Raw genomic sequence first — 25,499 nt, forward strand, 5'->3', positions numbered from 1 at the left:
TCCTCAAGTTTCCCTGAGGAGCTTTCATAAAGCTGGCGATCACCTACTTTCGCTTAGACTATCATCGGCCTGAAGGGCTTAGCTTCTGAGTTCGGAATGGGATCAGGCGTTTCCCCTTCAGTATAGTCACCAGCAAGTTTATTTTAAGCTCGATTGAGCTTTATATTCAATAAAAAAGAGACAGCGGATTAACGTATACCAACGTTAAGTCAATCAATGATTGATATGGTCAAGTATCTGTTCGTTAGTACCGGTTAGCTTAATGTATTTCTACACTTACACACCCGGCCTATCAACCTGGTAGTCTTCCAGGGAACTGTAGAACCCTAATCTTGAAGTTGGCTTCCCGCTTAGATGCCTTCAGCGGTTATCCTGTCCCGACTTAGCTACCCAGCAATGCACTTAGCAGCACAACTGGTACACCAGCGGTCAGTGCTTCCCAATCCTCTCGTACTAGGGAAACATCTTCTCAAGGTTCTTACGCCCACGGCAGATAGGGACCGACCTGGCTCACGCCGGTCTGAACCCAGCTCGCGTACCACTTTAATCGGCGAACAGCCGAACCCTTGGGACCGCCTACAGCCCCAGGATGTGATGAGCCGACATCGAGGTGCCAAACCTCCCCGCCGCTATGGACGCTCGGGGGAGATAAGCCTGTTATCCCCGGAGTACCTTTTATCTGATGAGCGATGGCCCTTCCACTCGGAACCACCGGATCACTAAGACCTGCTTTCGCATCTGTTCGAGCGATAACTCTCACAGTCAAGCACACTTATACCTTTACGCTCTTCGCATGATTGCCAACCATGCTGAGTGTACCTTTGTACTCCTCCGTTACTCTTTAGGAGGAGACCGCCCCAGTCAAACTGCCCATCAAGCACGGTCCGGTGCCCTGATTCAAGGAACACCGTTAGACAACTAACACACCAAGGGTGGTATTTCAAGGATGACTCCACGACCACCAGAATGGCCGCTTCATAATCTCCCACCTATCCTACGCATGATATGCCAGGTGCCAATACCTGACTGCAGTAAAGGTTCACGGGGTCTTTCCGTCTTGCCGCGGGTATGAGGTATCTTCACCTCAAATACAATTTCACCGAGTCCGTCCTTGAGACAGTGCTCCAGTCGTTACGCCGTTCATGCAGGTCGGAACTTACCCGACAAGGAACTTCGCTACCTTAGGACCGTCATAGTTACGGCCGCCGTTTACCGGGGCTTCAGTCGCGAGCGTGAACAAGCTTCCTTAACCTTCCGGCACCGAGCAGGCGTCATTCTCTATACATCCACTTTAAGTGTTAGCAGAGAACTGTGTTTTTGGTAAACAGTCGCCAGAGCTACTTTTCTGTCCCCTTCCCGCCGAAGCGGGGTAGGGCCCCCTTATCGCGAACTTACGGGGTCAATTTGCCGAGTTCCTTAAGGACGGTTCTCTCGAGCGCCTGAGGATATTCTCCTCACCTACCTGTGTCAGTTTTAGTACGGACACGCTGTAATCAGTCTGCAGCAGCTGTTTCTCGGTACTCTCGCCGGCAGCTTCGGGATCGTAAATCGCCCTCGCCCTTGCGGGACCCGCTCGACTACTCACGGGACTGCCTTAAAGAATACGTCACTGCCTGTGTCATACAACGCGGTGCAGGAATATTAACCTGCTTCTCCATCGTCTACGCCTTTCAGCCTCGACTAAGGGACCGACTAACCCTGGGCGGATTTACCTTCCCCAGGAAACCTCAGGTTTTCGGCGAGCAGGATTCTCACCTGCTTTATCGTTACTCATGCCGGGATAATCGCCAGCATACGCTCCACGACTCGTTTCCGTATCGCTTCAACGCTGAATGCTGCGCTCTTCTACCACAATTGCTTGTCCGCGGCTTCGGTTTTCTGCTTATTCCCGTTCATTATCGGCACCGGATTGCTCGATCAGTAAGCTATTACGCACTTTTTAAATGGTGGCTGCTTCTAAGCCAACATCCTGATTGTCTGTGCAAACCGACTTCCTTTGTAACTTAGCAGAAATTTGGGACCTTAACCGGCGATCTGGGTTGTTTCCCTCTTGACCACGAATGTTATCACCCGCAGTCTAACTCCCAAGATAAGCCCGACGGTATTCGGAGTTTGGTAGGGGTGGGTAGGCTGGTGGCCCCCCAGTCCCAATCAGTAGCTCTACCCCCGACGGGTATTACTTGAGGCTAGCCCTAAAGCTATTTCGAAGAGAACGAGATATCTCCAGGTTTGATTAGACTTTTACTCCTCCCCACAGCTCATCCCCCAACTTTTCAACGTTGGTGGGTTCGGTCGTCCAGGAATTTTTACACTCCCTTCCACCTGGCCATGGGTAGATCACCTGGTTTCGCGTCTACCACCTATGACTGAATCGCCCTATTAAGACTCGGTTTCCCTGCGGCTGCGTCCCTGAAGGACTTAACCTATGCCATAGACAGTAACTCCCCGGCTCATTATGCGAAAGGCATGCGGCCACCCATTAATGGGCTGCCACTGATTGTAGGTATGTGGTTTCAGGTACTTTTGACTCCCCTTGTAGGGGTACTTTTCATCGTTCACTCGCGCTACTTTGCACTATCGGTTGCCGAGGAGTACTTAGCCTTGGAGGGTGGGCCCCCCATATTCACACGGAGTTCCACGGGTTCCGTGATACTCGTATGTGCCAATCCGTATATAAGCTTCCGACTACGGGGCTTTCACCCTCTGTGGCTCAGCTTTCCAGAAACATTCGCCTGACTAATATACGGATAAGGCACGGGCTGATCCGCTTTCGCTCGCCGCTACTAACGGAGTCTCGGTTGATTTCCTTTCCTGTGGGTACTTAGATGTTTCAGTTCTCCACGTTCGCCTCATCACCCTATGCATTCAGATGATGATTACAGGGTACGGTTGCCCGGCCCTGTTGGGTTTCCCCATTCGGATATCCCGGGGTAATCGGATGCTTGACTCCTAACCCGGGCGTTTCGCCGCCTGCCGCGTCCTTCTTCGCCTCTCGGCACCTAGACATCCCCCACATACCCTTAGTAACTTGACCACATCAATCATTAACTGACTAATGTGTTCGCCTTTATTGAAAAAACTAACTTAGGTATATGTGTTAATCTACAGTGAAATTGTACCGCTTATTTGTATGGGTACAATTAACCTTTTCGCTATCTCTATTAAATTGTCAAAGAACATTGGAGCTGGACGGATTCGAACCGACGACCTTCTGGATGCAAACCAGATGCTCTCCCAGCTGAGCTACAGCCCCCTGATAAGTAGTGGGCCCGGAAGGACTCGAACCTTCGACCTCTCGCTTATCAGGCGAACGCTCTAGCCGGCTGAGCTACGAGCCCATATCTCTATGAGCCCAAGGGGTTAACCCAAAAGCTCGATTCAGTATCCGTTTATTAAAGAGCTCCCGAAATCCTCGCAATACAGCGAGAAACGTTAATATAGCTAAGCCGCGGGTAATGTCAAGAAAGTTGTTTGTTTTTTATTTTCTCGGATTCCCGTAACCTGCCTCTATCAACGAGGGAACGGCGAATTATAGGAACACATATCTATGAGTCAATCACATTTTTTCAAAGTTTTGGTTTTTTTATGAAAAATCTGTTAAAAGCTGGTTAAAATACTTCTTAGAGGGGCGGCAAGCTGAAAAAACAATAATTTTTTAGAACAAAATCAATCGAGCAGCAGAACTTAATCGTAAGTTAATAATAAGTAAGACTTAAACCTGAAAGGGGAAAGAGATGTTTTACAGGATATTGATAATTACAGTTGTTTGTCTTTCGGCGGCATTGATTGCAGGCTGCTCCAAACAGTATAAGCCTGATGCCGAAAATGACAGGTATATAATAGACGATTTCTCCGGAGGGCAGAATAACTGGCGGTTTTTTACTGATCAGGTTATGGGCGGCGTTTCTGAGGGCAAAATGAGCATGCCGGAAGAGGGGAGGCTCAGGATGCAGGGCAGTGTTTCACTGGAGAATAACGGAGGATTCATTTTAGTCCGTAAGAAACTCAAGACTGATAAAGGATACTGTGATGCCAGCGGGTATGATGGCGTATGGATATCTGCGAGCGGTAACGGGAAGGATTATTCAGTTCACATCAGAACTTCTGTAAACTGGTTTCCATGGGAGTTCTTTAAGCAGGATTTTGAGGCCGGCGAAAAAAGCGAAACGCATTACCTTCCTTTTGAGGATTTCGAAAAATACGGGACGTGGAGAGGCTTTGATCCTTCCAAAATTAAATATATTGCAGTTGCGGCGGCTTTCGAGAAAATGCAGGCTGATATTGTAGTTGAAGGAATAGGATTCTACAGGGAGCAAGATATGTATAATGAACTTACAGAACAGGAGAAGAGGGTGATCTTGGAAAAGGGCACTGAAAAACCTTTCTCCGGCAAATACAACGACCACTATGAAAACGGGATATATACCTGCAGGCGCTGTGGGGCGGCTTTATATCGCTCTTCGAGCAAATTCAAAAGCGGCTGCGGCTGGCCAAGCTACGACGATTCTATCAAAGGAGCTGTGAAGGAGTCTCTTGATGCAGACGGGATGCGAACCGAAATCACCTGCGCAAACTGCGGCGGCCATCTAGGGCACGTATTCAGGGGAGAAGGCTTCACAGAGAAGAATACCAGACACTGCGTAAATTCTATCTCAATGGATTTTGTGCCGGAGAGCAGAATAGAAAGGGCTGTATTTGCTTCAGGCTGTTTCTGGGGCGTTCAGCACCATCTGCACAAGATTGACGGCGTGCTTGCTACGAAAGTTGGCTATACAGGAGGCGAGACAGATAATCCTACATACAAGCAAGTCTGCTCTGGAGATACAGGCCACGCTGAGGCGGTTATGGTAGAGTTCGACAGGGACAAGACAGACTACGAGACTATCGCAAAAATCTACTTCGAAACGCACGACCCAACTCAGGTGGACAGGCAGGGGCCGGACATCGGAGAACAGTATCGCAGCGAGATATTCTATTTTTCACAGCAGCAGAAGCAGACCGCAGAGAAGCTCATAAAAAGACTCGAAGAAAAAGGGCTTGATGTGGCAACTGAGCTGAGCAAAGCGAATGAATTCTGGGATGCTGAAGATTATCATCAACACTACTACAAAAAGAACGGCAAAACTCCATACTGCCACATTTATCAGAAAAAGTTCGATTAAATCAGCCGAAAAGCTTTCTTTCTCTTGGGATTTCGCAGTCGCTTCGGACAGGTTTTGTATTGATAAAAGGGCTGTTTTTATTAACATACCTCTCTGCGCCGCAGTTAAAAAAGCGGGCTGAGGCGGCGTGTTTGCCCGAATGCTCTGAAAGACTAATTAAGGGTTACGCGAAAAGGTAGTAATGACTGAAACTTTCAAAGAAAGCAATTATCTCCCGTTTGAAAAGGAGATAATGGAAATAGACAGGCAGCTCCACAAGCTCAAAGCAGAGAATGCCGAGAGCTCAGAGATATACAGTCTCCATAAGAGACAGGTAGAGCTGCTTCAGGAAACATACAACGAGCTCAGTGCGTGGCAGACAGTGCAGGTTTCCCGTCATCCGAATCGGCCTATACTAAGCGATTATCTCAAAAATATGGTTAAGGAATTCAGCGAGCTGCATGGCGACCGGTGTTTCGGAGACGATAAGGCAATAGTTACCGGATTCGGTCATATCGGTATGGAACGGGTGCTGATTGTTGGCCATAAAAAAGGGCGGGACGTTAAAGACAAGGTTGAATGCAATTTCGGCTGCGCAAATCCGGAAGGATACCGCAAGGCGCTGAAAAATATGAAGCTTGCGGCAAAATTCGGCGTCCCTGTTGTAACACTGATCGACACTCCCGGGGCTTATCCCGGTATAGGGGCAGAGCAAAGGGGGCAGGCTCAGGCGATAGCTCAAAACCTTATGGAATTAGCACGCCTTCGCACGCCTGTTATATCGATCGTCATTGGAGAAGGGGGCAGCGGAGGTGCTTTGGGCATAGGCGTTGGCGACAGCTTCGCTATGCTTCAATACTCCTATTATTCCGTTATATCCCCCGAGGGGTGCGCAGCTATCCTTTGGAGAGACGGAAGCAAAGCCGACCAGGCAGCAGAAGAGCTCAAACTCACAGCGAAAGACTTAAAGAACCTCGGCGTAATACAGGATATAATTCCCGAGCCGCTCGGCGGCGCGCACAGGGATAAATACACCGCTATTTACAATGTTGAGAGTTTTATCCTAAGCAAGCTGAACGAACTTAAATACAAAAACATTGACCAGCTGCTCGAAAAAAGATACGAGAGAATAACTTCAATCGGGCAGCCTTCACAGTTTTCATCGGCAGGCGAATGATGGATGTCAAAGAGAATAATGAAGAGCTGGTAAGGGAAGTGCTTTTTACCGAGAAACAGGTAAACCAGGCAGCTGATCGCTGCGCTGAATGGCTTGGCGGGATAATCAAAACTCAGAGAGGCGTTTTGGTTTTTTATATGCTCGAGGGGTGCAGGACGTTTGCTCAGATGCTGGAAAAAAGACTGCTCAGAGCGGGGATTGAAAAAGAGCTTATACCCATAAGAACTTCAAGCTACCAAGAAACCACTCAGTCCAGCGAGGTAGTGAATATTGAGGACGACCATATTCAGAAAGATCAAATAAAAGGGAAAACGGTTGTATTGATAGATGATATACTCGATACAGGCGGAACAATGAGCTCCCTGAGGAAACGTATGCTTGAATATGGTGCCGCTAAGGTGCAGATTTGCGTACTGATTGAACGAGATATCGAACGGGATGTAAATATCAAGGCAGATATGGCCGGCCTGAAAACCCAGAGAAAAGAATATCTCGCCGGCGTGGGGCTGGACTACAAAGGCCTGCTCAGGGAACTGCCTTACATAGCCGCTATTGAGTGATTCAGGCAATTTGTACGCAGCTTCCGAGGCGAACCAGTGCCAGCGCCGATCAATACGAAACTAATCAGATATAATCCGCAGATTACGCAGATTGCACGGATTTTGTGTGGCCTGTGGCCTGTGGCGAGTAGCTCGTGGCTCGTGGCAAGTTGGCTTGTGGCAAGCAGCCAGCGGCTCGTGGCAAAATCATTAGCGAGAAATTAGTGCCGATTAGCGGCTAAAAATCCCTCTCTGCCTTTTCCCTATTAAATATTTATCCTGTCAATCCTTGCCCCGTAGCCAAAGCGGTTCGGGGCTGTAAATCCTGTCAAAAAAATATCTCCTCCGTTTCCTCCGATAGCTCCGTGTAAAAAAATATCTCCAACATCAGAGCAGGATTGTGTATTGCGTTGAAGCGTCCTTGCCGGCAGAGAGCCTTCCCACATTTATGTGCCTGTCCCCCTTCAATGTAAATTTGATTTATACCGAGCTTGTCCGCCGAAGGCGGAGAGGGATGTGATAAAGATAGTGGCCTGTGGCTCGTGGCAGAGTAGCTCGTGGCAAAATCATTAGTGAAAAATTAGTGCGGATTAGCGGCTTAAAATCTTTCTCATATTCAATAATCCTGTAGATCCTGTAAATCCTGTCTAAAAAATAAAACTCCGCCTCCTCCGAATCATTAGTGAAAAATTAGCGGGGATTAGTGGCTGAAAATTCCCTTCTCATCCTTCGCGTCCTTCGTGGTTTAATACGAATTTTTCAAAAAAATTAAAAAAATCGGCGGAAATTTTATTTTTTCCTTGAATTCTCCGCGCGAATTCGGTAAGTTCAGTCCGGAAAGGGTAACTGGCGTTATTTGGGGATGATATAAAAAGTTAATATTTTTTTATCCGGAGATAAATATGTGTACCCTTAGAGTTTCCCTTCTTGCAGCTATTGCCGCAGCAGGCATTGCATTCGGTTTCGCCGCAGGCGACGGCACAGTAAACAACCCATACCAAATCTCCACCCCTGACCACCTCGAAGCGGTGAACAACGACCTCTCCGCCCATTACGTCCTGACGAATGACATCGACCTCTCGGGAAGAACCTACGAACGAGCTGTTATCGCACCGGACACCGATTACAGCGATGCTGGTTTCAACGGCACATCCTTTTCCTGCTCATTTGACGGGGCGGGCTACAAGATTTTGAACCTCACAATTGACACATTAGACGTAACAGAAAATTATCCCGGCTATCTCGGCCTTTTTGGAAAAATTGATGGACAAGTTGTAAATTTTGGTATTGAAAATGCCCTGATTACTGGTGGCGATGATTCAGGCCATCTCGGTGGCCTGTGTGCAATGAATTCGGGCGGCGCAATCGAGAACTGTTATGCAACCGGCTCTGTCTCGGGCGGCTCGCATCTCGGCGGCGTATGTGGGTATAATGGCGGAACAATCACAAACTGCTATTCCACCGGTTCTGTTTCGGGAGATTATAAACTAGGCGGCCTGTGCGGATATAATTATGAAGGCACAATCGAGAACTGTTATGCGACCGGTTCTGTTTCGGGAGGTGATAGTCTCGGCGGCCTTTGTGGATGGAATTCGAACGGCACAATCGAGAACTGCTATGCGACCGGCTCTGTTTCAGGCGAAGATGATGCGGACAACCTAGGCGGCCTGTGCGGATATAATGGTAATGGAACAATATTAAATTCCTTTTGGGATAGAGATGCTAGCGGGATGATTACAAGTGATGGCGGGAAGCCTAAATCCATTGATAAAATGAAAACTATGACTACTTTTATAGGCTGGAATGATGGAAGCTGGACAATAGATGAAGGCAATGATCACCCCCGCCTTGCATGGGAAAATGCTCAAGGTTCTGTTATTACTACAGGCTTACCAACTAAAACTTACAGCGGCGAAGGGACAGAAGAAAAGCCTTTCGAAATCTCTGATTCTCAGGATTTAGTCTGCCTCAGCAATCGCTTGCCAGACTGGGATAAACATTTCGTTTTAACCAATGATATAGATATGCAGGGCATAAATTATTATCCTATAACGACTTTCAGCGGCAGTTTTGACGGCAGCGGATTTAAAATTTCTAATCTACAAATTAAGAGTGAAAATATAGGTCTAAGGTCTTATCTCGGCCTTTTTGGTGAAATATATGGAGGAGAAGTTCGAAACATAGAAATACAAAGTGCTAATATTATAGGCGACGAAAATTCTCGCTATATAGGAGCTTTATGTGGAAGAAAAGAAGGTGGCTTAATTAAGAACTGCTATGCTAATAGTAATATTTCAGGCAAATATCGCCTCGGCAGTTTATGCGGATACAATTCATCGGGCACAATTACAAACTGCTACGCTAAAGGCTCTGTTTTGGGGAAGACTTACCTTGGCGGCATTTGCGGATTGAATCATAGTGGCACAATTGATAGTTGCTATGCAAAAAGCAACTTGTCGGGCGGGGAAAATTCCAGTTCTCTTGGTGGCTTATGCGGAAAAAATTCTGGTACAATCTCGAACAGTTACACGACTGGCTTTGTTTTAGGGGGAGATTATTCAAATGGCCTCGGCGGTTTGTGTGGCAGAAATTATGATGGTACAATCTCAAACTGCTATGCCATCGGCTCTGTTTCCGGAGGCGATGATTCAGATTATCTTGGCGGCCTGTGTGGATTTAATAATGACGGCACAATCATGAATTGCTATGCAACGGGCTCTGTTTCGGGAGATCATTACGTTGGTGGTTTGTGTGCAAAGAATTATGGCACAATTATGAACTCCTTCTGGGATAAAGAGGCAAGCGGAATGAATCCCAGTGCGGGCGGAACGGGGCTTACTACAGCCGAAATGCAGGCGCAGAGTACGTTTACCGATGCCGGCTGGGATTTTGCGGGCGAAGCGGCTAACGGCGAGGAAGATATATGGTTTATGCCGGCGGGGAGCTATCCGCTGCTTAACGGCGTAACGGATTTGAAGGACGGGATTGAGATTGCCCAGCTCGCTGTTGCCGATCGCCGGCGGGTTGGCCGGAGCGAATTTGAATACGACATCACGCTAAAGCTGGTGAACGGGGGCGGGGATATCAGCTCGGGGCAGATAAGCCTTGCGGCAACGCCTGCGAATATCGAGATAGCGGCGGGCGGTTCGCTCGGTCTCGGCGCTCTTGCCGGCGGGCAGGCGGGCTTCTCCACGGGCGAGCTTACGTTGCGGATAGACCGCTCCGTGCGAACGGACGAGAGCCGGCTCACATGGCAGGCAGAGCTCAGCCGCGGGCCGGGGCCGGCATCGATGGAGGTTGTAACGTGCAGCTTTGAGCCGGAGCTGTTCGGCGAAGCGGGCCTCGGCTGGCCGGAGCTTATGGAGCTTGCAGAGAGCTGGCTCGGCGAAGGGATTGCCGATGTAAACTTTGACGGGGAGGTGAACTATATCGACCTCGCAATCATCGGCGATGGACTGGATATGGAAGATTTCGAAAACTTCGCAGACGAGATCTTTTAGACAGGATTATTTCTAATTTTGGGATAAGAGATTTTTAGACAGGATTTACAGGATTTACAGGATTGTTTTTAATGTGGGATTTTTTAAAGTAAGATAAGGATATGATTATCGGCGCTTAGGATTTATGTTTGAAACAATGCTGAAAAATTAAGCCAATCTATTTATCTCATCCTGTCAATCTTGTAAATCCTGTCGGAAATAAAAATGAAACACCAAGACCTAACGCGAAAAATAATTGCCTGCTGCTATACGGTATATAATGAGATGGGATTCGGCTTTCTCGAATCGGTCTATGAGAAATGTTTGCTGATAGAGCTTGAAAAAGAGGGCATAAAAGCCGCCGGCCAAAGCCCGATTAAAGTTTATTACAGCGGCATTTGTGTTGGCGATTTTTGGGCTGATATTCTTGTGGAGGATGAGGTTATTGTAGAGCTGAAGTCTGTAACGACGGTTGCAGATGCGCACAGTGTGCAGCTGGTGAACTATCTCTCAGCTACCGGCAAGGATGTAGGGCTTTTGATAAACTTCGGGCCTGAGGGTGTTGATGTGAAGAGGAAAGTGAAAAAGCTTGAATGAGACAGGATTAACATGTTTATTGTTAATTTGGGATATGGGATTTTTGGACAGGATTAACAGGATTTACAGGATTGTTTTTAATATGAGATATGAGATTTTTGGACAGGATTTACAGGATTATTTTAATATGAGATTTTTTAAAGTAAGATAAAGATATGATTATCGGGGCTTAGCATTTATGTTTGAGACAATGCTGAAAAATTAAGCCAATCTATTTATCTCATCCTGTCAATCTTGTAAATCCTGTCAGAAATAAAATATCGGTTGGCCTACAACTTAAAACTTAAAACTTAAAACTTACGACTTATAACTTAAAACTTAAAACTTAAAACTTAAAACTTACGACTTATAACTTAAAACTTAAAACTTAAAACTGAATACTTACAATAATACTTTCAAGGAGAACAAATGAAATCTTTATCAGCAATTTTGATTTTCTTGTCTGCAGCGGCTTGCAGCGGCCAGATGATAGCGGAAATACAGGCAGACTACTCAAACATCAGCGGCAGCCGGTGGGAGGCGGAGTATGCGATATACAACAGCGGCACAGAGCAGATCAGCGAGCTTACTATATGGTTTGCTTATGAGGACTATGCGAATTTCGAGATCACTACCGCAGACCCGCAGGGCTGGGATGAGCTGATAATCGAGCCCGAGCCGTTAACCGAATCGGGGGCTGGATATGATCTGCTGAATATATCTGCCCCGCTAACAGCAGGCGGGGAGCTGAGCGGGTTTTCGCTGGAGTTTGATTATGCCGGCAGCTCACCTGCGCAGCAGAGCTTCGAGATAGTCAATCCCAATACGTTCGAAACGCTCTACGAAGGCCAGACAGTACCAGAGCCGGCAACGATCGGGTTTTTCGCACTCGCCGGCCTCGCTATGAAGAAGCGAAAAAACACGATATAATCCGCAGATTACGCAGGGGCAGCAAGCGGTGCGACGTCCGCCGTGGCGGATACGCTAGGCATTCGCTGCGGCCAGACTGTGATGGATATTTGCTGTCCACTTATTTCTCCGCCGAAGGCGGATTCATGCGTGGCTCGGTTTAAACATTCATTAGTTTCGTAAAATCGCTGCGTAATACTAACGACAATCAGAGCCGCACGTGGAGGTCCGCCGAAGGCGGAGAGGGATGTGATAAATTAGACAGGATTAACAAGATTTACAGGATGAGATAAAGATTTCAGATTAATTTTAAATTGGCTTTCCCCGTCAAAAGAACTTATCTTAAATCATTAGAGAAAAATTAGCGGGGATTAGCGGCTGAAAACATCTTTCTCATATTCAATAATCCTGTCAAAAATATCCCCTTAGTGCATCTTAGCGAAGCTTAGCGGCTTATAAATCTCAGCGCGGGTTAGCGGCTGAAAAAACTCAACCTTGATAATTTGTTTTAACGGCTCAGGCATTTACTAAAGGCAGTTTCTATCCCAGAAGCAGCCGTCTTTATAGCCTTGTATAGATTGGCTTTCTCCTGCGTTTTCAAGCCTTTTCTCGGCAAGGCAGCAATAATATTCTTCCTGCTCAATACCTGCAAATTTTCTCCCCAGCTTTTTTGCGGCCACGCTGGTTGTTCCGCTCCCGAGGAATGGATCGAATATAAAATCGCCCTCGTTGCTGCTTGCAAGAATGAGCTTGGCAATGAGCTTTTCAGGTTTCTGTGTGGGGTGTTCTGTATTCTCAGCCATGCTCCAGAATGGAACAGTGATGTCGAACCAGATGTTGGAAGGATGTGTGAGCCGGAAGGCATTTTCTCCTTCCCTCTGCCAGTCTTTAGGTTCGCCGAGATTATCACGGTAAGGCGCAATTACCTTTTTCTTCTGTTTCACGCTTTCAACATTGAATGTGTATTTGCTGCCCACAGTGCAAAACCAGACGTCTTCGCTTGAATTTTTCCAGTTTTTCTTTGCTCCACGCCCCTTTTCTCTCTGCCATGTGATTCTGTTTTGAATGCTGAAATGCCTTGAAGCAGCCCGCTGCACAGCACCGGAACACTGCCATTCACTGCATATATAAACAGAGGCGTTTGGTTTCAGGGTATGCTTCAGCGAGCTTATCCATCTTTCGGTATATTCCTCATACTCGTCTTCCGTGCGTCTTGAAAAGCTTGTTCCGTTGTAGCATTTCCGCATATTGTAGGGCGGGTCTGCGATTAGAAGGTCAACAAAAGCCTCTGGCAGAAAACTGCTTGCATCAAAAATGTTCTGATGAAATGTTTTTCCGTTCAGGTCATCTTTATCAGCGGGTCTGCTGAGCATTTCAACCCGCTCATAGAGCTTTTTCTGCTCTCCGAGGTCAAGGATTATCGTCTTGTTTTTCGCTGAGCTCAGATTGTCCTCCTGATTTTGTTTGATCTTTCTCTGGAAGCAGGGCTTCTACGAATTTACGCCTCGATCTTCTGCTTTGCCCGTAAGCCAGCAGCAGAAGTATAAAGGCAATTCCGAGTCCGGAGTAGAAGCCGAACATTATACACTCCTTGGTATAATAGCCAAGCATTGCCTGAAGCTGTCCGGGTTGGTAGCTTATCTCGCTTGAGTCAGTTACGGTGATGTAAAGCAGAGCGTCTTCAGTGTTTACAGAAGCGACCCTCTGTTCAATCATATTATGACTGAGATAAAGAATCGGAATCAGGAGGATGATTGAAACACCGAGTATCCAGAAGGCAATTTTTTCCTGCAAGTGCGTTCGCACGTGATCAAGCACAGCCTCGAGCTCTTTAGTGCCGAGCTCTTCGGTTTTATAGCCCCTTTTTGCCAGATATTTCTTTGCATCGTTGGTATATGGATGGTTTTTTTTCTTTTTAGCTGTGATAGTAGTTCCCTTTCTGCAGGTAATTTTGTACGTAGTCTCTTACAGCCTCTTCGAATTCGGTGATATCATTGCTGCAGCCGGCATCTCTGAGTTTTTTCATATCTGCTTTAGTGTAATACTGATACTTGCCTTTTAGATTCTCCGGCATATCAATGTATTCAATTTCAGGCTCTTTGTTCATTGAAGCAAACACGGCCTTTGCGAGCCTGTTCCAGCTCTTTGTCTCGCCTGTGCCTGCATTGAATATCCCGCAGACATCCCTTCGCTCCAGAGCAAAGAGTGTCATATCAGTTATATCTTTTACGTAAACAAAATCTCTGAGCTGCTCGCCGTGGCCGTAATCGGGGTTCTCGCTTTTGAAGAGCCGAACCCTCCCTGTATCCCTGATCTGTTCAAACGCCTTAAGGACGAAGCTCTGCATAGAGCCCTTATGGTATTCGTTTGGGCCGAAAACGTTAAAATATTTGAATCCTGCTGCAAAATTCAGTGCTCCGCAGGCAAGTGCCCATTTATCGAATAAATGCTTTGAAAAACCGTACATATTCAGCGGTTCAAGGGAATTAATAATGCTGTGTTCATCGCTGAAGCCGTTTTCTCCATTTCCGTAAGTGGCTGCGCTGGATGCATATACAAACCGTGCAGCATTTTCTAAAGCCCATTTGCAAAGTATTTTGCTGTATTCGAAATTGTTCTTTATCAAATAGGTGCAGTCTGTCTCTGTGGTGCTCGAGCAGGCTCCCATATGCAAAATTGCTGATATGTTTTTCTTCAGCGAAACATCATCATCCAGAAGAAGGCTTAGAAAATCGTCCTTTTCGAGGTAGTCTTTTATTTTGAGGCGTCTGAGGTTTTTCCATTTCTCATCACTGCCTAATTCATCCACAGCTAAAATATCCTCAACGCCCCGTTTGTTGAGCTCTGCTATAAGGCAGGAACCTATAAACCCTGCCGCACCTGTTACTGCTATCATTTTTACAATCCTTTTAGAAAGACATATGATTGGCTATTATCCGTAAGAAGAGTGTTGTTTCAAGAATTAAAGGTTAGTTTGCAAAGAAGATTTGCCGATTTTTGTTTTTTGTTTGCCCTGCATTAAATTAACAGGCGTATAGTTTCTTGTATTGATTTTGTTTGAATGAACTTAGCAATTAGTTATAATTCCGCAACGGTTTACCTCGTTAAAATTGAAAGGTTGCTATTATGTCAGAGAAAATAAACAGGGACGATGTGAAGGTCGTTAGGGAGCTCGTTAAAATGATGAAAACAAACGAGCTTGTAGAAATAAAACTAAAAGACGAAGAGAAAACTATCCATCTGCGAAGGCCGGAGCCTCAGTCCGAGAAGATCGTGCAGCAAATGCCTGCGCAGTTTGTGAACCCTGCCCAAGGGACACCTCAGACGACGCCTCAGCCCGCTCCTTCCCAGCAAGAACAGGTCAGCGCAGGGCAGACAGAGCAGGATGATTCCGGAATGGATGCTGTTTCAAGCCCGATTGTGGGAACTTTTTACACAGCGCCCACCCCGGAGGCGGAGCCCTTCGTTAAGATTGGCGACAGGGTAACCCCCGAAACCGTAGTATGTATCGTTGAGGCGATGAAGGTGATGAATGAAATCAAGGCGGAAACTTCAGGGGTTATAGAGAAGGTTCTTGTATCCAACGGCGAATCAGTTGAGTACGGACAGGAGCTGTTTAAGGTTAAACCCGACTAAGAAGGGCTTTCGATATGTTTTCAAGAATTTTGATTGCAAACAGGGGCGAGGTCGCCCTGAGGGTAATTCGTGCCTGTAAAGAGCTTGGCATAGAATCGGTAGCTGTGTTTTCTGAGGCCGACAGAAACGCCTCCTACGTAAAATTTGCAGATCATGCGGTCTGCATCGGCCCTGCCCAGCCTGCAAAGAGCTATCTGAACGTGCAGGCTATTATAAGCGCGGCGGAAATCACAGATGTTGATGCTATCCATCCGGGCTACGGCTTTCTTGCAGAGAACGCAGAGTTTGCAGAAATCTGCGCAGATTGCGGGATTACATTTATCGGCCCTTCGCCGGAATCGATGAAACAGCTCGGGGATAAGGTTAAGGCAAGGGAGATTGCTCTGAACGCCGAAGTGCCGGTTGTTCCGGGTTCTGATGGAGCGATTGAATCTGAAGCGCAGGCTTTCGAGCTTGCAAGAGAGATTGGATTTCCAGTAATCGTTAAGGCCTCAGCAGGCGGAGGGGGCAGGGGAATGAGGGTTGTCCACAACGACCTTAACCTCAAAAACGCTCTCACAGCTGCCAAGAGCGAGGCAGAGATTGCCTTCAAGAATGATGAGGTGTACATAGAGAAGTTCATTGAACGCCCGCGGCATGTTGAGGTGCAGGCATTGGCAGACACTTACGGAAATGCAGTGCATTTTTACGAAAGAGACTGCTCCGTGCAGAGAAGGCATCAGAAGCTTATAGAAGAAGCTCCCTGTCCGGTTATAATGCCAGAAACAAGGGAGAAACTCTGCGAGGCTGCAAAGAGGCTTCTCAAAGAGGCGAACTATCACAATGCTGCTACGGTTGAATTCCTTCTCGATAAGGATAACAATTTTTACTTTATCGAGGTTAATACAAGAATACAGGTTGAGCATCCCGTCTCTGAGCTCGTTACAGGGCAGGATCTTATCAAGCATCAGATTCTCGTGGCAGCGGGATTGCCGCTTTCTGTTTCGCAGGACGAGATCAAGCTCAATGGCTGCGCTATAGAGTGCAGGATAAATGCAGAGAATCCCGAGATGAACTTCGCTCCCTGCCCAGGTCCTATAGATGATTTTTTTGTGCCGGGCGGATTTGGAGTGCGAGTGGAAACTTTCCTAAAGCAGGGCGATTTTATCTCTCCGAATTACGATTCAATGATTGCCAAGCTCCTCGTTCACCAGCCTGACAGAGAAACTGCACTTGCAACTATGAAACGGGCATTGCAGGAATTTCAGATATCTCCGATTAAAACCACAATACCTGCTTCTCTAAAGATAATTGATCATCCATCATATAGAAACAACCAGATTGACACCGGCTTTCTTGAAAGCGAAATGGAATTTTGATATAGGTTAATAAAAACTGAGCAGCAAATTGCTTAGGCCTGTTTTTAATCGGGTATTATTGACTTGTTAATCAGCGGCTTTATGTTAGAATACCTTCGATTTCTAAGGTTTTCTTTCCCAGATTTTTTACTTTAAAAGGATGGATTGATAATGTCGGAAGTACCTCCAGTCATGCTCTCAGCGATTACCTGCGACAGGGTGATTTTTGACCGGATATCCGGAATGCCGAGCATTATAAATATTGTGCAGGTAGTGAATTCTGTGAACTTTCCCTTGCGTCATTCCGAGCTCGTTTTTTTCTGCGAGCTTACAAATGGCCATGGGCAGACGGAAATTGAGATAGTGCTGGTTGATTTGGAAGAAGACGACAAAATCCTGTTCAACCAGAAAAAGACTGTCGAATTTCGCGATGTAAGACACATACTCACCCTCGCCCTCAAAATGCAGGGCGTAGTTTTCCCTGAGCCCGGCGAATACCGCTTCCAGATTTACGCCAACGGCACTATGCTCGGCGAGAGGAGGATTGTCTGCCGGAAGGTTGAGAAGCCGCCTCAGAAAGATGCAGACGGCGGCGTGAGTTTTTAATTCTAAGACCATTGAAGGTTTGTGAATTCAGAGTGATTATGGCTTTTATGGGCAGCCGCGGTAAGATGTATGCTTAGCTTGTTTGCTCTCTGAAAGGGGAGTTTTTAACGGTATATTTTGATTAACACAATCTTAATTAACAATAAAAATTAAAAGCAGGCTTAAAAGTTAAGGTTTTTTACTTGCCGACTGGAAGTCTTTGCGTTATAGTTATTTGCCGCGTTTGGCTTTGTAGAAGAAAAGATGGCTGATTTTAAGATCATACATTACTGAAGAGGGTCTAATGGATACCGTCACCAAAAAAGAGTTGATTGACAGAATAGCAGAACAGACTGGCGAGAAAAGAGTTGCGGTCAAGGTTGTAGTACAGGCATTCCTTGACGAAATTGTTGAAGAGCTCGAACAGGGCAACAGGCTTGAGTTCCGTGATTTCGGAGTGTTTGAAACAAAAAAGAGAGCTCAGAGGGTAGCCCAGAACCCCAAAACTCTTGAGAAAGTTCAGGTGCCTTCAAAGAGGACAGTGAAATTTAAGCCCGGAAGAATGATGAAAAATAAGGTTTCCGGCGATTAAAAGGCTTTTAGTTTAGATTATAAGGCTTCGACGGCCTTTCGGCCGCGGGGCTTTTTTTATTTTTATGAAAAAAGCGGCGTTAATATCTGTAGGAAACGAACTCATTAACGGCAGCTGTTATGACAGCAACGCCGAATGGCTTAAGTCTAAGCTTATAGACCTGAGCTTTGAGCTCTCACTTTCAATCAAACTTCCTGATGAACAGCAGTGTGTGGCGAAGGCTCTTAAATATGCCTCTGAGTTTTCCGATGTTTGCATAATCACTGGAGGCTTAGGTCCAACCAAAGATGATATCACGCGTGAAGCCCTCTCGCTATTCGCAGGCGAACCGCTGGTTTACAGGGATGACCTCTATGCCCGCATTGCAGAATATTTCCAAAAACGCGGCCGCACGATGAGCAGGGTAAACTCAGTGCAGGCATATATTCCCGAAGGCAGTGAGCCGCTTTTAAATAATCAAGGAACTGCCCCGGGTATAAAAATCACCTCCGATTCATTTGTCCTATATTCGCTTCCGGGCGTGCCTTCTGAGATGAAGGCGATGTTCGAAGAGCATATCGCCCCTGAGATTTCGGGTAAAGCCTTTGCTTTTAGAAAAACGCTCAAGGTTTTCGGGCTCGGCGAATCAAGCGCAGCAGAGCTGCTCGGAGATATGATGAACAGAGGCTCCAACCCGGAAATCAACTGCACGGTAAAAGAATACGTTATAACCCTTTCGTTTTTGGCAAGGGCCGGCCGTGAGGATCCTGAAAAATTGCTCCATCTTTCAGTTGATAAGGCAAAATCTCTATTGGGTGAGTGCGTTTATGCGGATGAGGATATAAGCCTTCCCGAAGCTGTTGCCCGCAAGCTGCTTGATTCTCGCAAAATTGTAACCACCGCAGAATCCTGCACAGGCGGCCTGATTGCAAAGCTGCTCACTGATATCTCCGGTTCAAGCGCCTATTTTCAAAACGGCTGGATTACCTATTCCAATGAGGCAAAGTCCCGTCAGCTCGGTGTCCTCTCGGAAACACTAAAACAATATGGAGCGGTGAGCGAGCAGACTGTTAGTGAGATGGCGGAAAATGCACTGAAAATCTCAGAGGCAGATTTTTCTATATCTGTTTCAGGGATTGCAGGCCCATCAGGCGGGAGTGAACAAAAACCGGTTGGGACGGTATATATCTGCGTTGCTTCTAAAGAAAAATCTGTTGTAAGGAGGCTATTCTACCCTGGAGGGAGAAAAGCATGCAGGCTTAGAACAGCCCTTACAGCACTCGACGTTCTCCGCAGAGAATTTTTATAGCTTTGTTTGACTAAAAACAAAGCCTTTATATAATTCCAAAAATGCAGGCTTTAATTTTGTTAACGATTCAATTCAGGCTTAAATCCAATGGCTAAGAAAAAAAGAATTGGAGAAATTCTTTACGGGAGAAACCTCGTTGAAAAGCTGCCTCTGGCGAAAGCAGTGAAAACTGCTCAGAAGTCAGACCGGCTTACAGGTGAGGTGCTTGTGGAAATGGGCGCGGTAACCGAGGATGATGTGGCCTCGGCGCTTGCCAAGCAGGCAGGAATGAAATACGCCGATTTCGATCAGATCAGGCTCCCTGAAAACGTAGAGACTTATCTCCCCAAGGATATCGTAAAATCACTACAGGCAATCCCGTTCGGCGAAGAAAACGGGAAGATGAAAATAATCATCTCAGACCCTCGAAACCTCGAGGCTCTCGATACCCTCCGCTTCAAATTTAATAAAGACCTCGAATGCTATGTAGGCAGTCCCACTCGAATACGCGAATACATCAATAAGGCTACAGATGTAATTCGAGACAGCATCGATAAGGCTACCGAAGACCTCTTCGAAGAGGGTGAAACGATCGAGAGCACAATCAAGATTGCAGGGAATGCTGCACAGGCCGACGATGACGGGCCTGTGATTAAGCTTGCAAACCTGATTATTGATGAGGCGGTTAATATGGGTGCTTCGGATATCCATATTGAATCGATGGCATCAAGGGTGCGAGTTCGCTACAGAATCGACGGCGTGTGCATAGAGAGAAGCGATGTGCCCAAGAATATGCAGAATCCTCTCATCGCCCGCTTTAAGATCCTATCCAATATGGATATTGCTGAAAGAAGAATACCTCAGGACGGCCGTATTAAGAGGGAATACAAAGGCACTCAGATCGATTTTCGTGTGTCCTGCCTTCCCGGTTACCACGGCCCCAGCATTGTGCTTCGTATTCTGCGTCCGGACAATGTCAATATTGGTATTCAGGCTCTCGGCTTCGACAACGAGCTTTACAGCAGGTTTGAAAGAATCATCAAACGTCCAAACGGCATCTTCCTTGTTACAGGGCCTACAGGTTCAGGTAAAACAACAACCCTCTACTCCGCCCTCAAAGAGCTTAATCGTCCGGATAAGAAGATTATTACTGCTGAAGACCCCGTTGAGTATATGGTAGGGGGGATAAATCAGTGTCAGGTTAATACTGAAATCAAACTTGATTTTTCCACTATCCTGCGGTCTATGCTTAGGCAGTCGCCGAATGTGATTCTGGTTGGTGAGATTCGAGATGGTGAGGTGGCAGATATCGCTATTCAGGCAGCTCTCACAGGACACCTTGTTTTCAGTACGCTGCATACAAACGACGCCTCAAGTGCTGTAGCACGTTTGATTGATATGGGCGTTAAGCCTTTCCTCGTAGCGAGTTCAATTCAGGCTATTATGGCTCAGAGACTCGTAAGGAGGATCTGCTCTGAATGCAAGGAGATTGATGAAGAACCAGATACAAGATATCTGCGTGCATTGAACCTCAAAAAGGAAGACCTTGCAGATAAGCCAATATACAAGGGACAGGGGTGCAGCAGGTGCAACGGAACTGGTTATAAGGGACGTATGGCAATTTTCGAGCTCCTTGAGATGAATACCGAGCTTCGAGAACTCGCATTTGCCTGCGCTCCGACTCAGGAACTTCGAAAAGCTGCGCTTTCAAGCGGAATGAGGCCGCTGGTGGAAGACGGTATAAATAAGATTTTCGCCGGCTACACAACTCCTGAAGAGGTTGCAAGAGTGGCTCAGAGCGATGAGATTGTGATAGAATAATAAAGAATTTATTTTAGTATCATTATATAATTACAGGACTTACGTAAATGGCAACTATACAAATTGACAGGTTACTTGACGCTTGTATCAGGATGGGGGGCTCAGATATACATATTGTGGTAGGCCGTCCGCCGACACTCCGTATAAGCGGCTCTCTCAAATCATTGGACACAAAAGTGTTAGATTCCGAAGACACTACAGCGCTTATGAAAAGTATCACACCGGAGAAAAACCAGCAGCAGCTTCAGGAAGACGGAAGCTGCGATTTTGGTTTCGCTTTCGGTGATTACGGGCGTTTTCGTGTTGCTGTGTTCAGACAGAAGAGCAATATCTCGATGGTTCTTCGTCTTATTCCCTCAAAGTTTTTGTCCTTTGATCAGATCGGTCTTCCCGGTCCTACGGCCAGCCTTTGCAGGCGTCCGAGAGGTCTTTTCCTCGTTACCGGCCCTACAGGTTCAGGTAAAACGACAACGCTCGCCAGTATGATCAATTACATCAATGAAAATCTTGATACACATATCATTACTGTTGAAGAGCCGATTGAATATTATCATGACCACAAAAGGGCGGTTATAAATCAGCGTGAGGTTGGGCTTGATGTTCCAACGTTTGCCGAAGCACTGAAGAGGTCGCTCAGGCAGGACCCAGATGTTATTCTTGTGGGTGAGCTTCGAGACCTTGATACTATAGAGGCTGCTATCAGTGCAGCGGAGACTGGACACTTGGTATTTGGAACACTCCATACGACAGGTTGTCAGGGAACAGTAAACAGGATTATCGACGCATTCCCTACAAATCAACAGGAAATGATCAGGGTGCAGCTTAGTACGAACCTTATTGCTGTGCTCTCTCAGACGCTCTGTCCGGTTAAAAATGCAAAGGGCAGGGTAGCTGCATACGAGTTTATGCTTGTTACCCCTGCTATTTCAAACCTTATCAGGGAAAACAAGACTTACAGGATTGAGTCAACCATTCAGACCTGCCGAAATCTGGGGATGAGGCTCCTTGATGACCACCTCTGGGAGCTCTATCAGAAGGGGCAGATTTCCCTTATGGAGCTGGTTGACAAATCCAGAAATCCCGCAGAGATGCTCAAGAAGGCAAGGGAAAACTTCCCGAAAGACCCCGACCACGCAAAAATGGGGCCGATTATCGGAGAGATGCAGGCTCTTGGACAGACCTGATAGATTCCTTTTTTTGGTCTTATCAAAAACTGAAATATGGGAAAATTACAAAAAGGCTGTTTCATTTACTAAGTGTCCAGCCTTTTTATTGCTTGTAATACCGTTTTTCAGTGTTATATTAATGTTAGAGCTTCAATTATGCTCGAGTTTCATAAAGAAGACGGAGAAAGCTAATTATGGCTAAAGAAGTCCCATTAGATCAACTCAGGGGAAGATACCTTGGAAGGGTCCTTATCAAAAAGGGCATCCTTACAAGGAATGTTCTGCATGAATGTATCAAGCTGCAGAAGTCCGAGATGGCGGGACAAAAGCTTGGGCAGATCCTGATATCTCAGGGGCACATCACCGAGCAGCAGCTCAATGTAGCATTGGCAGCGCAGCGGGGGATGGAGTACACCGAGATCGAAGGTATGGAGCTCAGCGATGAGGTGGCAAGCACGATTCCCCAGCAAATGGCAACTTCATACAGGATCGTGCCTGTGGATTTCAGCAAGTCTGACAATCTTCTCACCATAGCAATAGACGACCCGAACAATTTCAGGGCTACAGATGAGCTCAAAAGTTTGATGGGGTATAATGTCAAGGCTGTGGTAACATCGAAAAACTCACTTGATCAGGTGCTGGATAGATACTACTCTAAAGACAAGGGCAACATCAACGAAATTATCGGAGAAATCGAAAAAGATTCCTTCCTTACAAGTATGGAAGGCCGCGATGAGAGTATCGACCTCGATGAAATCTCCGAGCTCGCAGAATCCAGCTCTGTTAAGAAGCTTTTGAATCTTGTTTTGATTCAGGCTATAAACGACAAGGCCTCCGATATCCACTTCGAGCCGTTTGAAGAGAGCTACCGTATGCGATACCGTATAGACGGTGTTCTCTACGAGATGGTTCCGCCGCCGAAACATATTGCTGTAGCTCTCAGTTCGAGGGTTAAGGTTATGGCGGATCTGGATATTTCCGAAAGAAGGCTTCCGCAGGACGGACGTATCTCGCTTACTCTCAACAACAGACAGGTGGATATGCGTGTGAGCATTCTGCCCACCGTATTCGGCGAGAGTGTAGTTCTGCGTGTATTAGACCGCTCTCAGATTGAGCTTACAATGAGCGAACTTGGCCTCGGGCCGAGAGAAGTTGATCTTATGGAGCAGGTTATCGGGAGGCCGAACGGGATTATTATCGTTACCGGCCCAACCGGCTCCGGAAAAACAACCACCCTTTACGCAGGTCTCAAAGAGCTCAACAGCATTGAAAGAAAAGTAATAACAACTGAAGATCCTGTGGAATACGACGTTGAAGGGCTTCATCAGGTTCAGATAAGAACGGATATCGGCCTTACATTCCCCGCCTGTCTGAGGTCAATATTAAGGCAGGACCCCGATGTGATAATGGTTGGTGAGATTCGAGATTTCCAGACAGCCCAGATCTCTGCAGAGGCCGCCCTCACAGGACACCTCGTTTTAACCACGGTTCACACAAACGACGCCCCGAGTGCTGTAGCACGTCTTTTAGACCTCGGCCTTGAGAAATTCCTCGTTACTGCAACTGTAGAGGCAATTGTAGCCCAGCGTCTTGTAAGGCGTGTATGCCAGAACTGCAAAAGGGAATATGAGCCTGCAGAAGAAGAGCTTATGGAACTCGGCCTCACACCGTCGGATGTAAAGGGCAAAAAGTTTTACAGGGGCAGGGGCTGCGATGTCTGCAACAACACCGGCTATAAAGGCAGGCTCGGCATTTTTGAAATTATGGCCTTTAACGATGAAATTCGTGATTTGATTATGAACGACGCCTCCACTGCCGTTCTCAGGAACGCTGCAAGAAAAGGCGGTATGAGATTACTTAGAGAAAGCGGGCTCAGGGCAATATACGATGGCCTTACGACCATTGAAGAAGTTGTCAAAGAGACTATAGCTGATGAAGAGTAAGGAGTGAGAAATGCCAGTTTTTGAATATACAGCGCTTGATGCCAACGGCAAGGAATTCAAGGCCGAGATTGAAGCCCTCAACAGCAAGGAAGCCGGGAGCAAGATCCGCAATCAGGGCAATTACCCCACCAAGGTAAAGGCCAAAGGCGGGGCAAAGAAGGTTAAAGTTGATACCAGCAGGCGAAGAGGCCGGTTCGGTGTTAATAAAAAGGTCGGCACAAAAGCCGTTACGCAGTTCGCAAGGCAGCTCAGTACGCTTCAGGACGCAGGTCTTTCGGTTTTGCGTTCTCTTCAGATTCTTGAAGAGCAGCAGAAGAAGGGTAAGCCGCTCAAGAAGATCATTGCTGCTATGTCTGAGGATATTGAAGGCGGTTTGAGCCTTTCTGAATCAATGGCGAAATACAACAAATGCTTCGACACCCTTTTTGTAAATATGATTGCTGCCGGCGAGCTCGGCGGTGTTCTCGATGTAATTCTCAATCGTGTTGCAGATTTCTATGAATCAGCCGAAAAGCTCAAATCAAGGGTGAAAAGTGCTCTTACTTATCCTACGGTAGTTCTTGCGATTGCAATTATAATCCTTCTTGGTTTGATGAAATTTATTGTTCCTCAGTTTGCTGAGGTGCTTGTAGATATGACTGACGGAAAGGCCGAACTGCCCGCAATCACGCTCGCTCTTATGGACTTGAGCGACTGGATCTCAAATCAGTACGGCTGGGTTTATGTTGTAGCCTTTCCGATAGCATTCAAGATTTTCCTCAAGTTTGTACGAAAATTTAGGTATGGAAGGCTGATTCTCGATAAGATAAAGCTCAGACTCCCCGTTGTGGGCGTTCTTTCATACAAGATATGTGTTGCACGCTGGACGAGAACGCTTGGTACGCTTATCAGTGCAGGTGTTCCGATTCTCGATGCGATAAATATTACGAGGGACACTGCTAACAACGAAGTCTATGCAGGAGTGCTTGATAAGGTGCATGTGGCCATCAGGCAGGGTGATACATTTGCCAATCCGCTTAGAAAAACTAAAGCCGTTGACCCGCTCGTTGTCAATATGATTGATGTGGGCGAGGAAACTGGCGATCTCGATAAAATGCTCTACAAGGTTGCAGACAACTTCGACGAAGACGTGGATGTGCTTGTAGGTTCGTTGATGTCTCTTATTGAGCCTTTGATGATTGTAGGTCTCGGTCTTATCGTGGGAACAATCGTTCTCGCTATGTTCCTGCCGATTGTAACTATCATTACAGCTCTTATGGGATAATCTTAAAAATTATAATGAATTTGAATTGCCGTTTGCCGGCCGGCCAGTAAAGCCGGGCTTGTTAAAA

The 25,499-nt window shown here is 46.6% G+C and carries 18 protein-coding genes, 2 tRNA genes, 2 rRNA genes and 1 pseudogene; 16 read left to right on the top strand and 7 right to left on the bottom strand.

Translation table 11 applies throughout. The features are described 5' to 3' along the window. Positions 1-30: 30 nt before the first annotated feature. The 4 genes from rrf to STSP1_RS10250 form a co-directional block, all read right to left on the bottom strand. Positions 31-134, bottom strand: a 5S ribosomal RNA gene (gene rrf / locus STSP1_RS10235). A gap of 91 nt (positions 135-225) precedes the next feature. Continuing rightward, positions 226-3,034 (bottom strand): 23S ribosomal RNA (locus STSP1_RS10240). 146 nt (positions 3,035-3,180) lie between these two features. Next, a tRNA-Ala gene (locus STSP1_RS10245) sits at positions 3,181-3,253 on the bottom strand. Between the two features lie 11 nt (positions 3,254-3,264). Further along, a tRNA-Ile gene (locus tag STSP1_RS10250) sits at positions 3,265-3,338 on the bottom strand. A 396-nt stretch (positions 3,339-3,734) separates the two neighbouring features. On the opposite strand from STSP1_RS10250, the pseudogene STSP1_RS12860 reads away from it, so the two are divergent. The 7 genes and pseudogenes from STSP1_RS12860 to STSP1_RS10285 all read left to right on the top strand — a co-directional run. Next, positions 3,735-4,190, top strand: a pseudogene (locus STSP1_RS12860) (CIA30 family protein); the annotation flags it as partial. A gap of 129 nt (positions 4,191-4,319) precedes the next feature. Next, positions 4,320-5,162, top strand: coding sequence for a bifunctional methionine sulfoxide reductase B/A protein (locus STSP1_RS12865; protein WP_418314536.1), 843 nt, complete (start codon positions 4,320-4,322; stop codon positions 5,160-5,162). A gap of 181 nt (positions 5,163-5,343) precedes the next feature. Further along, positions 5,344-6,318, top strand: coding sequence for an acetyl-CoA carboxylase carboxyltransferase subunit alpha (locus tag STSP1_RS10260; RefSeq protein WP_085756240.1), 975 nt, complete (start codon positions 5,344-5,346; stop codon positions 6,316-6,318). Next, positions 6,315-6,878, top strand: coding sequence for a phosphoribosyltransferase (locus STSP1_RS10265; RefSeq protein ID WP_085756241.1), 564 nt, complete (start codon positions 6,315-6,317; stop codon positions 6,876-6,878). Before STSP1_RS10260 ends, STSP1_RS10265 begins: the two co-directional genes overlap by 4 nt. 881 nt (positions 6,879-7,759) lie before the next feature. Further along, on the top strand, positions 7,760-10,357 hold the full coding sequence (locus STSP1_RS10275) for a GLUG motif-containing protein (RefSeq protein WP_085756243.1): 2,598 nt from the start codon (positions 7,760-7,762) through the stop codon (positions 10,355-10,357). 204 nt (positions 10,358-10,561) lie between these two features. After that, complete coding sequence (locus STSP1_RS10280; RefSeq protein ID WP_085756244.1) at positions 10,562-10,933, top strand: GxxExxY protein; 372 nt, start codon at positions 10,562-10,564, stop codon at positions 10,931-10,933. Positions 10,934-11,341: 408 nt separating this feature from the next. Further along, a complete protein-coding gene (locus STSP1_RS10285; protein ID WP_085756245.1) occupies positions 11,342-11,842 on the top strand; it encodes a hypothetical protein in 501 nt (166 codons plus the stop codon). A gap of 506 nt (positions 11,843-12,348) precedes the next feature. Here the strand turns inward: STSP1_RS10285 and STSP1_RS10290 are convergent. From STSP1_RS10290 to rfaD, 3 genes are all read right to left on the bottom strand, one after another. Next, complete coding sequence (locus STSP1_RS10290) at positions 12,349-13,194, bottom strand: DNA-methyltransferase (RefSeq protein WP_085756246.1); 846 nt, start codon at positions 13,192-13,194, stop codon at positions 12,349-12,351. Positions 13,195-13,231: 37 nt separating this feature from the next. Beyond that, on the bottom strand, positions 13,232-13,639 hold the full coding sequence (locus STSP1_RS10295; RefSeq protein WP_123807038.1) for a hypothetical protein: 408 nt from the start codon (positions 13,637-13,639) through the stop codon (positions 13,232-13,234). A 97-nt stretch (positions 13,640-13,736) separates the two neighbouring features. Then, a complete protein-coding gene (rfaD, locus tag STSP1_RS10300) occupies positions 13,737-14,717 on the bottom strand; it encodes an ADP-glyceromanno-heptose 6-epimerase (protein ID WP_085756248.1) in 981 nt (326 codons plus the stop codon). Between the two features lie 230 nt (positions 14,718-14,947). Between rfaD and accB the strand changes: the two genes are divergently transcribed. From accB to STSP1_RS10345, 9 genes are all read left to right on the top strand, one after another. Beyond that, positions 14,948-15,457 (top strand): acetyl-CoA carboxylase biotin carboxyl carrier protein, encoded by a 510-nt coding sequence (accB, locus tag STSP1_RS10305; RefSeq protein WP_085756249.1) that lies wholly within the window; start codon positions 14,948-14,950, stop codon positions 15,455-15,457. A 14-nt stretch (positions 15,458-15,471) separates the two neighbouring features. Beyond that, entirely contained in the window at positions 15,472-16,815 is a 1,344-nt protein-coding gene (gene accC, locus STSP1_RS10310) for an acetyl-CoA carboxylase biotin carboxylase subunit (RefSeq protein WP_085756250.1), read from the top strand. A gap of 150 nt (positions 16,816-16,965) precedes the next feature. Further along, positions 16,966-17,400 carry a DUF6941 family protein gene (locus tag STSP1_RS10315; RefSeq protein ID WP_123807039.1) on the top strand — a complete coding sequence of 145 codons (435 nt, stop codon included), beginning with the start codon at positions 16,966-16,968 and terminating at the stop codon, positions 17,398-17,400. A 283-nt stretch (positions 17,401-17,683) separates the two neighbouring features. Next, positions 17,684-17,971 (top strand): HU family DNA-binding protein, encoded by a 288-nt coding sequence (locus STSP1_RS10320; protein WP_085756252.1) that lies wholly within the window; start codon positions 17,684-17,686, stop codon positions 17,969-17,971. Between the two features lie 64 nt (positions 17,972-18,035). Continuing rightward, complete coding sequence (locus STSP1_RS10325; RefSeq protein WP_085756253.1) at positions 18,036-19,259, top strand: competence/damage-inducible protein A; 1,224 nt, start codon at positions 18,036-18,038, stop codon at positions 19,257-19,259. Positions 19,260-19,346: 87 nt separating this feature from the next. Beyond that, positions 19,347-21,059, top strand: coding sequence for a GspE/PulE family protein (locus STSP1_RS10330; RefSeq protein WP_085756254.1), 1,713 nt, complete (start codon positions 19,347-19,349; stop codon positions 21,057-21,059). Between the two features lie 47 nt (positions 21,060-21,106). Further along, the gene (locus tag STSP1_RS10335; RefSeq protein ID WP_085756255.1) at positions 21,107-22,243 is read left to right on the top strand and encodes a type IV pilus twitching motility protein PilT; all 1,137 of its coding nucleotides are present in this window, start codon (positions 21,107-21,109) and stop codon (positions 22,241-22,243) included. A gap of 176 nt (positions 22,244-22,419) precedes the next feature. Further along, positions 22,420-24,168: a GspE/PulE family protein gene (locus STSP1_RS10340; RefSeq protein ID WP_085756256.1), complete on the top strand. Its 1,749-nt coding sequence runs from the start codon at positions 22,420-22,422 to the stop codon at positions 24,166-24,168. 10 nt (positions 24,169-24,178) lie between these two features. Continuing rightward, positions 24,179-25,432 (top strand): type II secretion system F family protein, encoded by a 1,254-nt coding sequence (locus tag STSP1_RS10345; protein WP_085756257.1) that lies wholly within the window; start codon positions 24,179-24,181, stop codon positions 25,430-25,432. Positions 25,433-25,499 lie beyond the last annotated feature (67 nt).

This window comes from Sedimentisphaera salicampi, from assembly GCF_002117005.1.
GTDB classification, from domain to species: Bacteria; Planctomycetota; Phycisphaerae; order Sedimentisphaerales; family Sedimentisphaeraceae; genus Sedimentisphaera; species Sedimentisphaera salicampi.

Coding starts and splice junctions, on each gene's coding strand:
- STSP1_RS12865 (WP_418314536.1), top strand. CDS start 4,320: ATGTATAATGAACTTACAGAACAGGAGAAGAGGGTGATCTTGGAAAAG.
- STSP1_RS10260 (WP_085756240.1), top strand. CDS start 5,344: ATGACTGAAACTTTCAAAGAAAGCAATTATCTCCCGTTTGAAAAGGAG.
- STSP1_RS10265 (WP_085756241.1), top strand. CDS start 6,315: ATGATGGATGTCAAAGAGAATAATGAAGAGCTGGTAAGGGAAGTGCTT.
- STSP1_RS10275 (WP_085756243.1), top strand. CDS start 7,760: ATGTGTACCCTTAGAGTTTCCCTTCTTGCAGCTATTGCCGCAGCAGGC.
- STSP1_RS10280 (WP_085756244.1), top strand. CDS start 10,562: ATGAAACACCAAGACCTAACGCGAAAAATAATTGCCTGCTGCTATACG.
- STSP1_RS10285 (WP_085756245.1), top strand. CDS start 11,342: ATGAAATCTTTATCAGCAATTTTGATTTTCTTGTCTGCAGCGGCTTGC.
- STSP1_RS10290 (WP_085756246.1), bottom strand. CDS start 13,194: ATGCTCAGCAGACCCGCTGATAAAGATGACCTGAACGGAAAAACATTT.
- rfaD (WP_085756248.1), bottom strand. CDS start 14,717: ATGATAGCAGTAACAGGTGCGGCAGGGTTTATAGGTTCCTGCCTTATA.
- accB (WP_085756249.1), top strand. CDS start 14,948: ATGTCAGAGAAAATAAACAGGGACGATGTGAAGGTCGTTAGGGAGCTC.
- accC (WP_085756250.1), top strand. CDS start 15,472: ATGTTTTCAAGAATTTTGATTGCAAACAGGGGCGAGGTCGCCCTGAGG.
- STSP1_RS10315 (WP_123807039.1), top strand. CDS start 16,966: ATGTCGGAAGTACCTCCAGTCATGCTCTCAGCGATTACCTGCGACAGG.
- STSP1_RS10320 (WP_085756252.1), top strand. CDS start 17,684: ATGGATACCGTCACCAAAAAAGAGTTGATTGACAGAATAGCAGAACAG.
- STSP1_RS10325 (WP_085756253.1), top strand. CDS start 18,036: ATGAAAAAAGCGGCGTTAATATCTGTAGGAAACGAACTCATTAACGGC.
- STSP1_RS10330 (WP_085756254.1), top strand. CDS start 19,347: ATGGCTAAGAAAAAAAGAATTGGAGAAATTCTTTACGGGAGAAACCTC.
- STSP1_RS10335 (WP_085756255.1), top strand. CDS start 21,107: ATGGCAACTATACAAATTGACAGGTTACTTGACGCTTGTATCAGGATG.
- STSP1_RS10340 (WP_085756256.1), top strand. CDS start 22,420: ATGGCTAAAGAAGTCCCATTAGATCAACTCAGGGGAAGATACCTTGGA.
- STSP1_RS10345 (WP_085756257.1), top strand. CDS start 24,179: ATGCCAGTTTTTGAATATACAGCGCTTGATGCCAACGGCAAGGAATTC.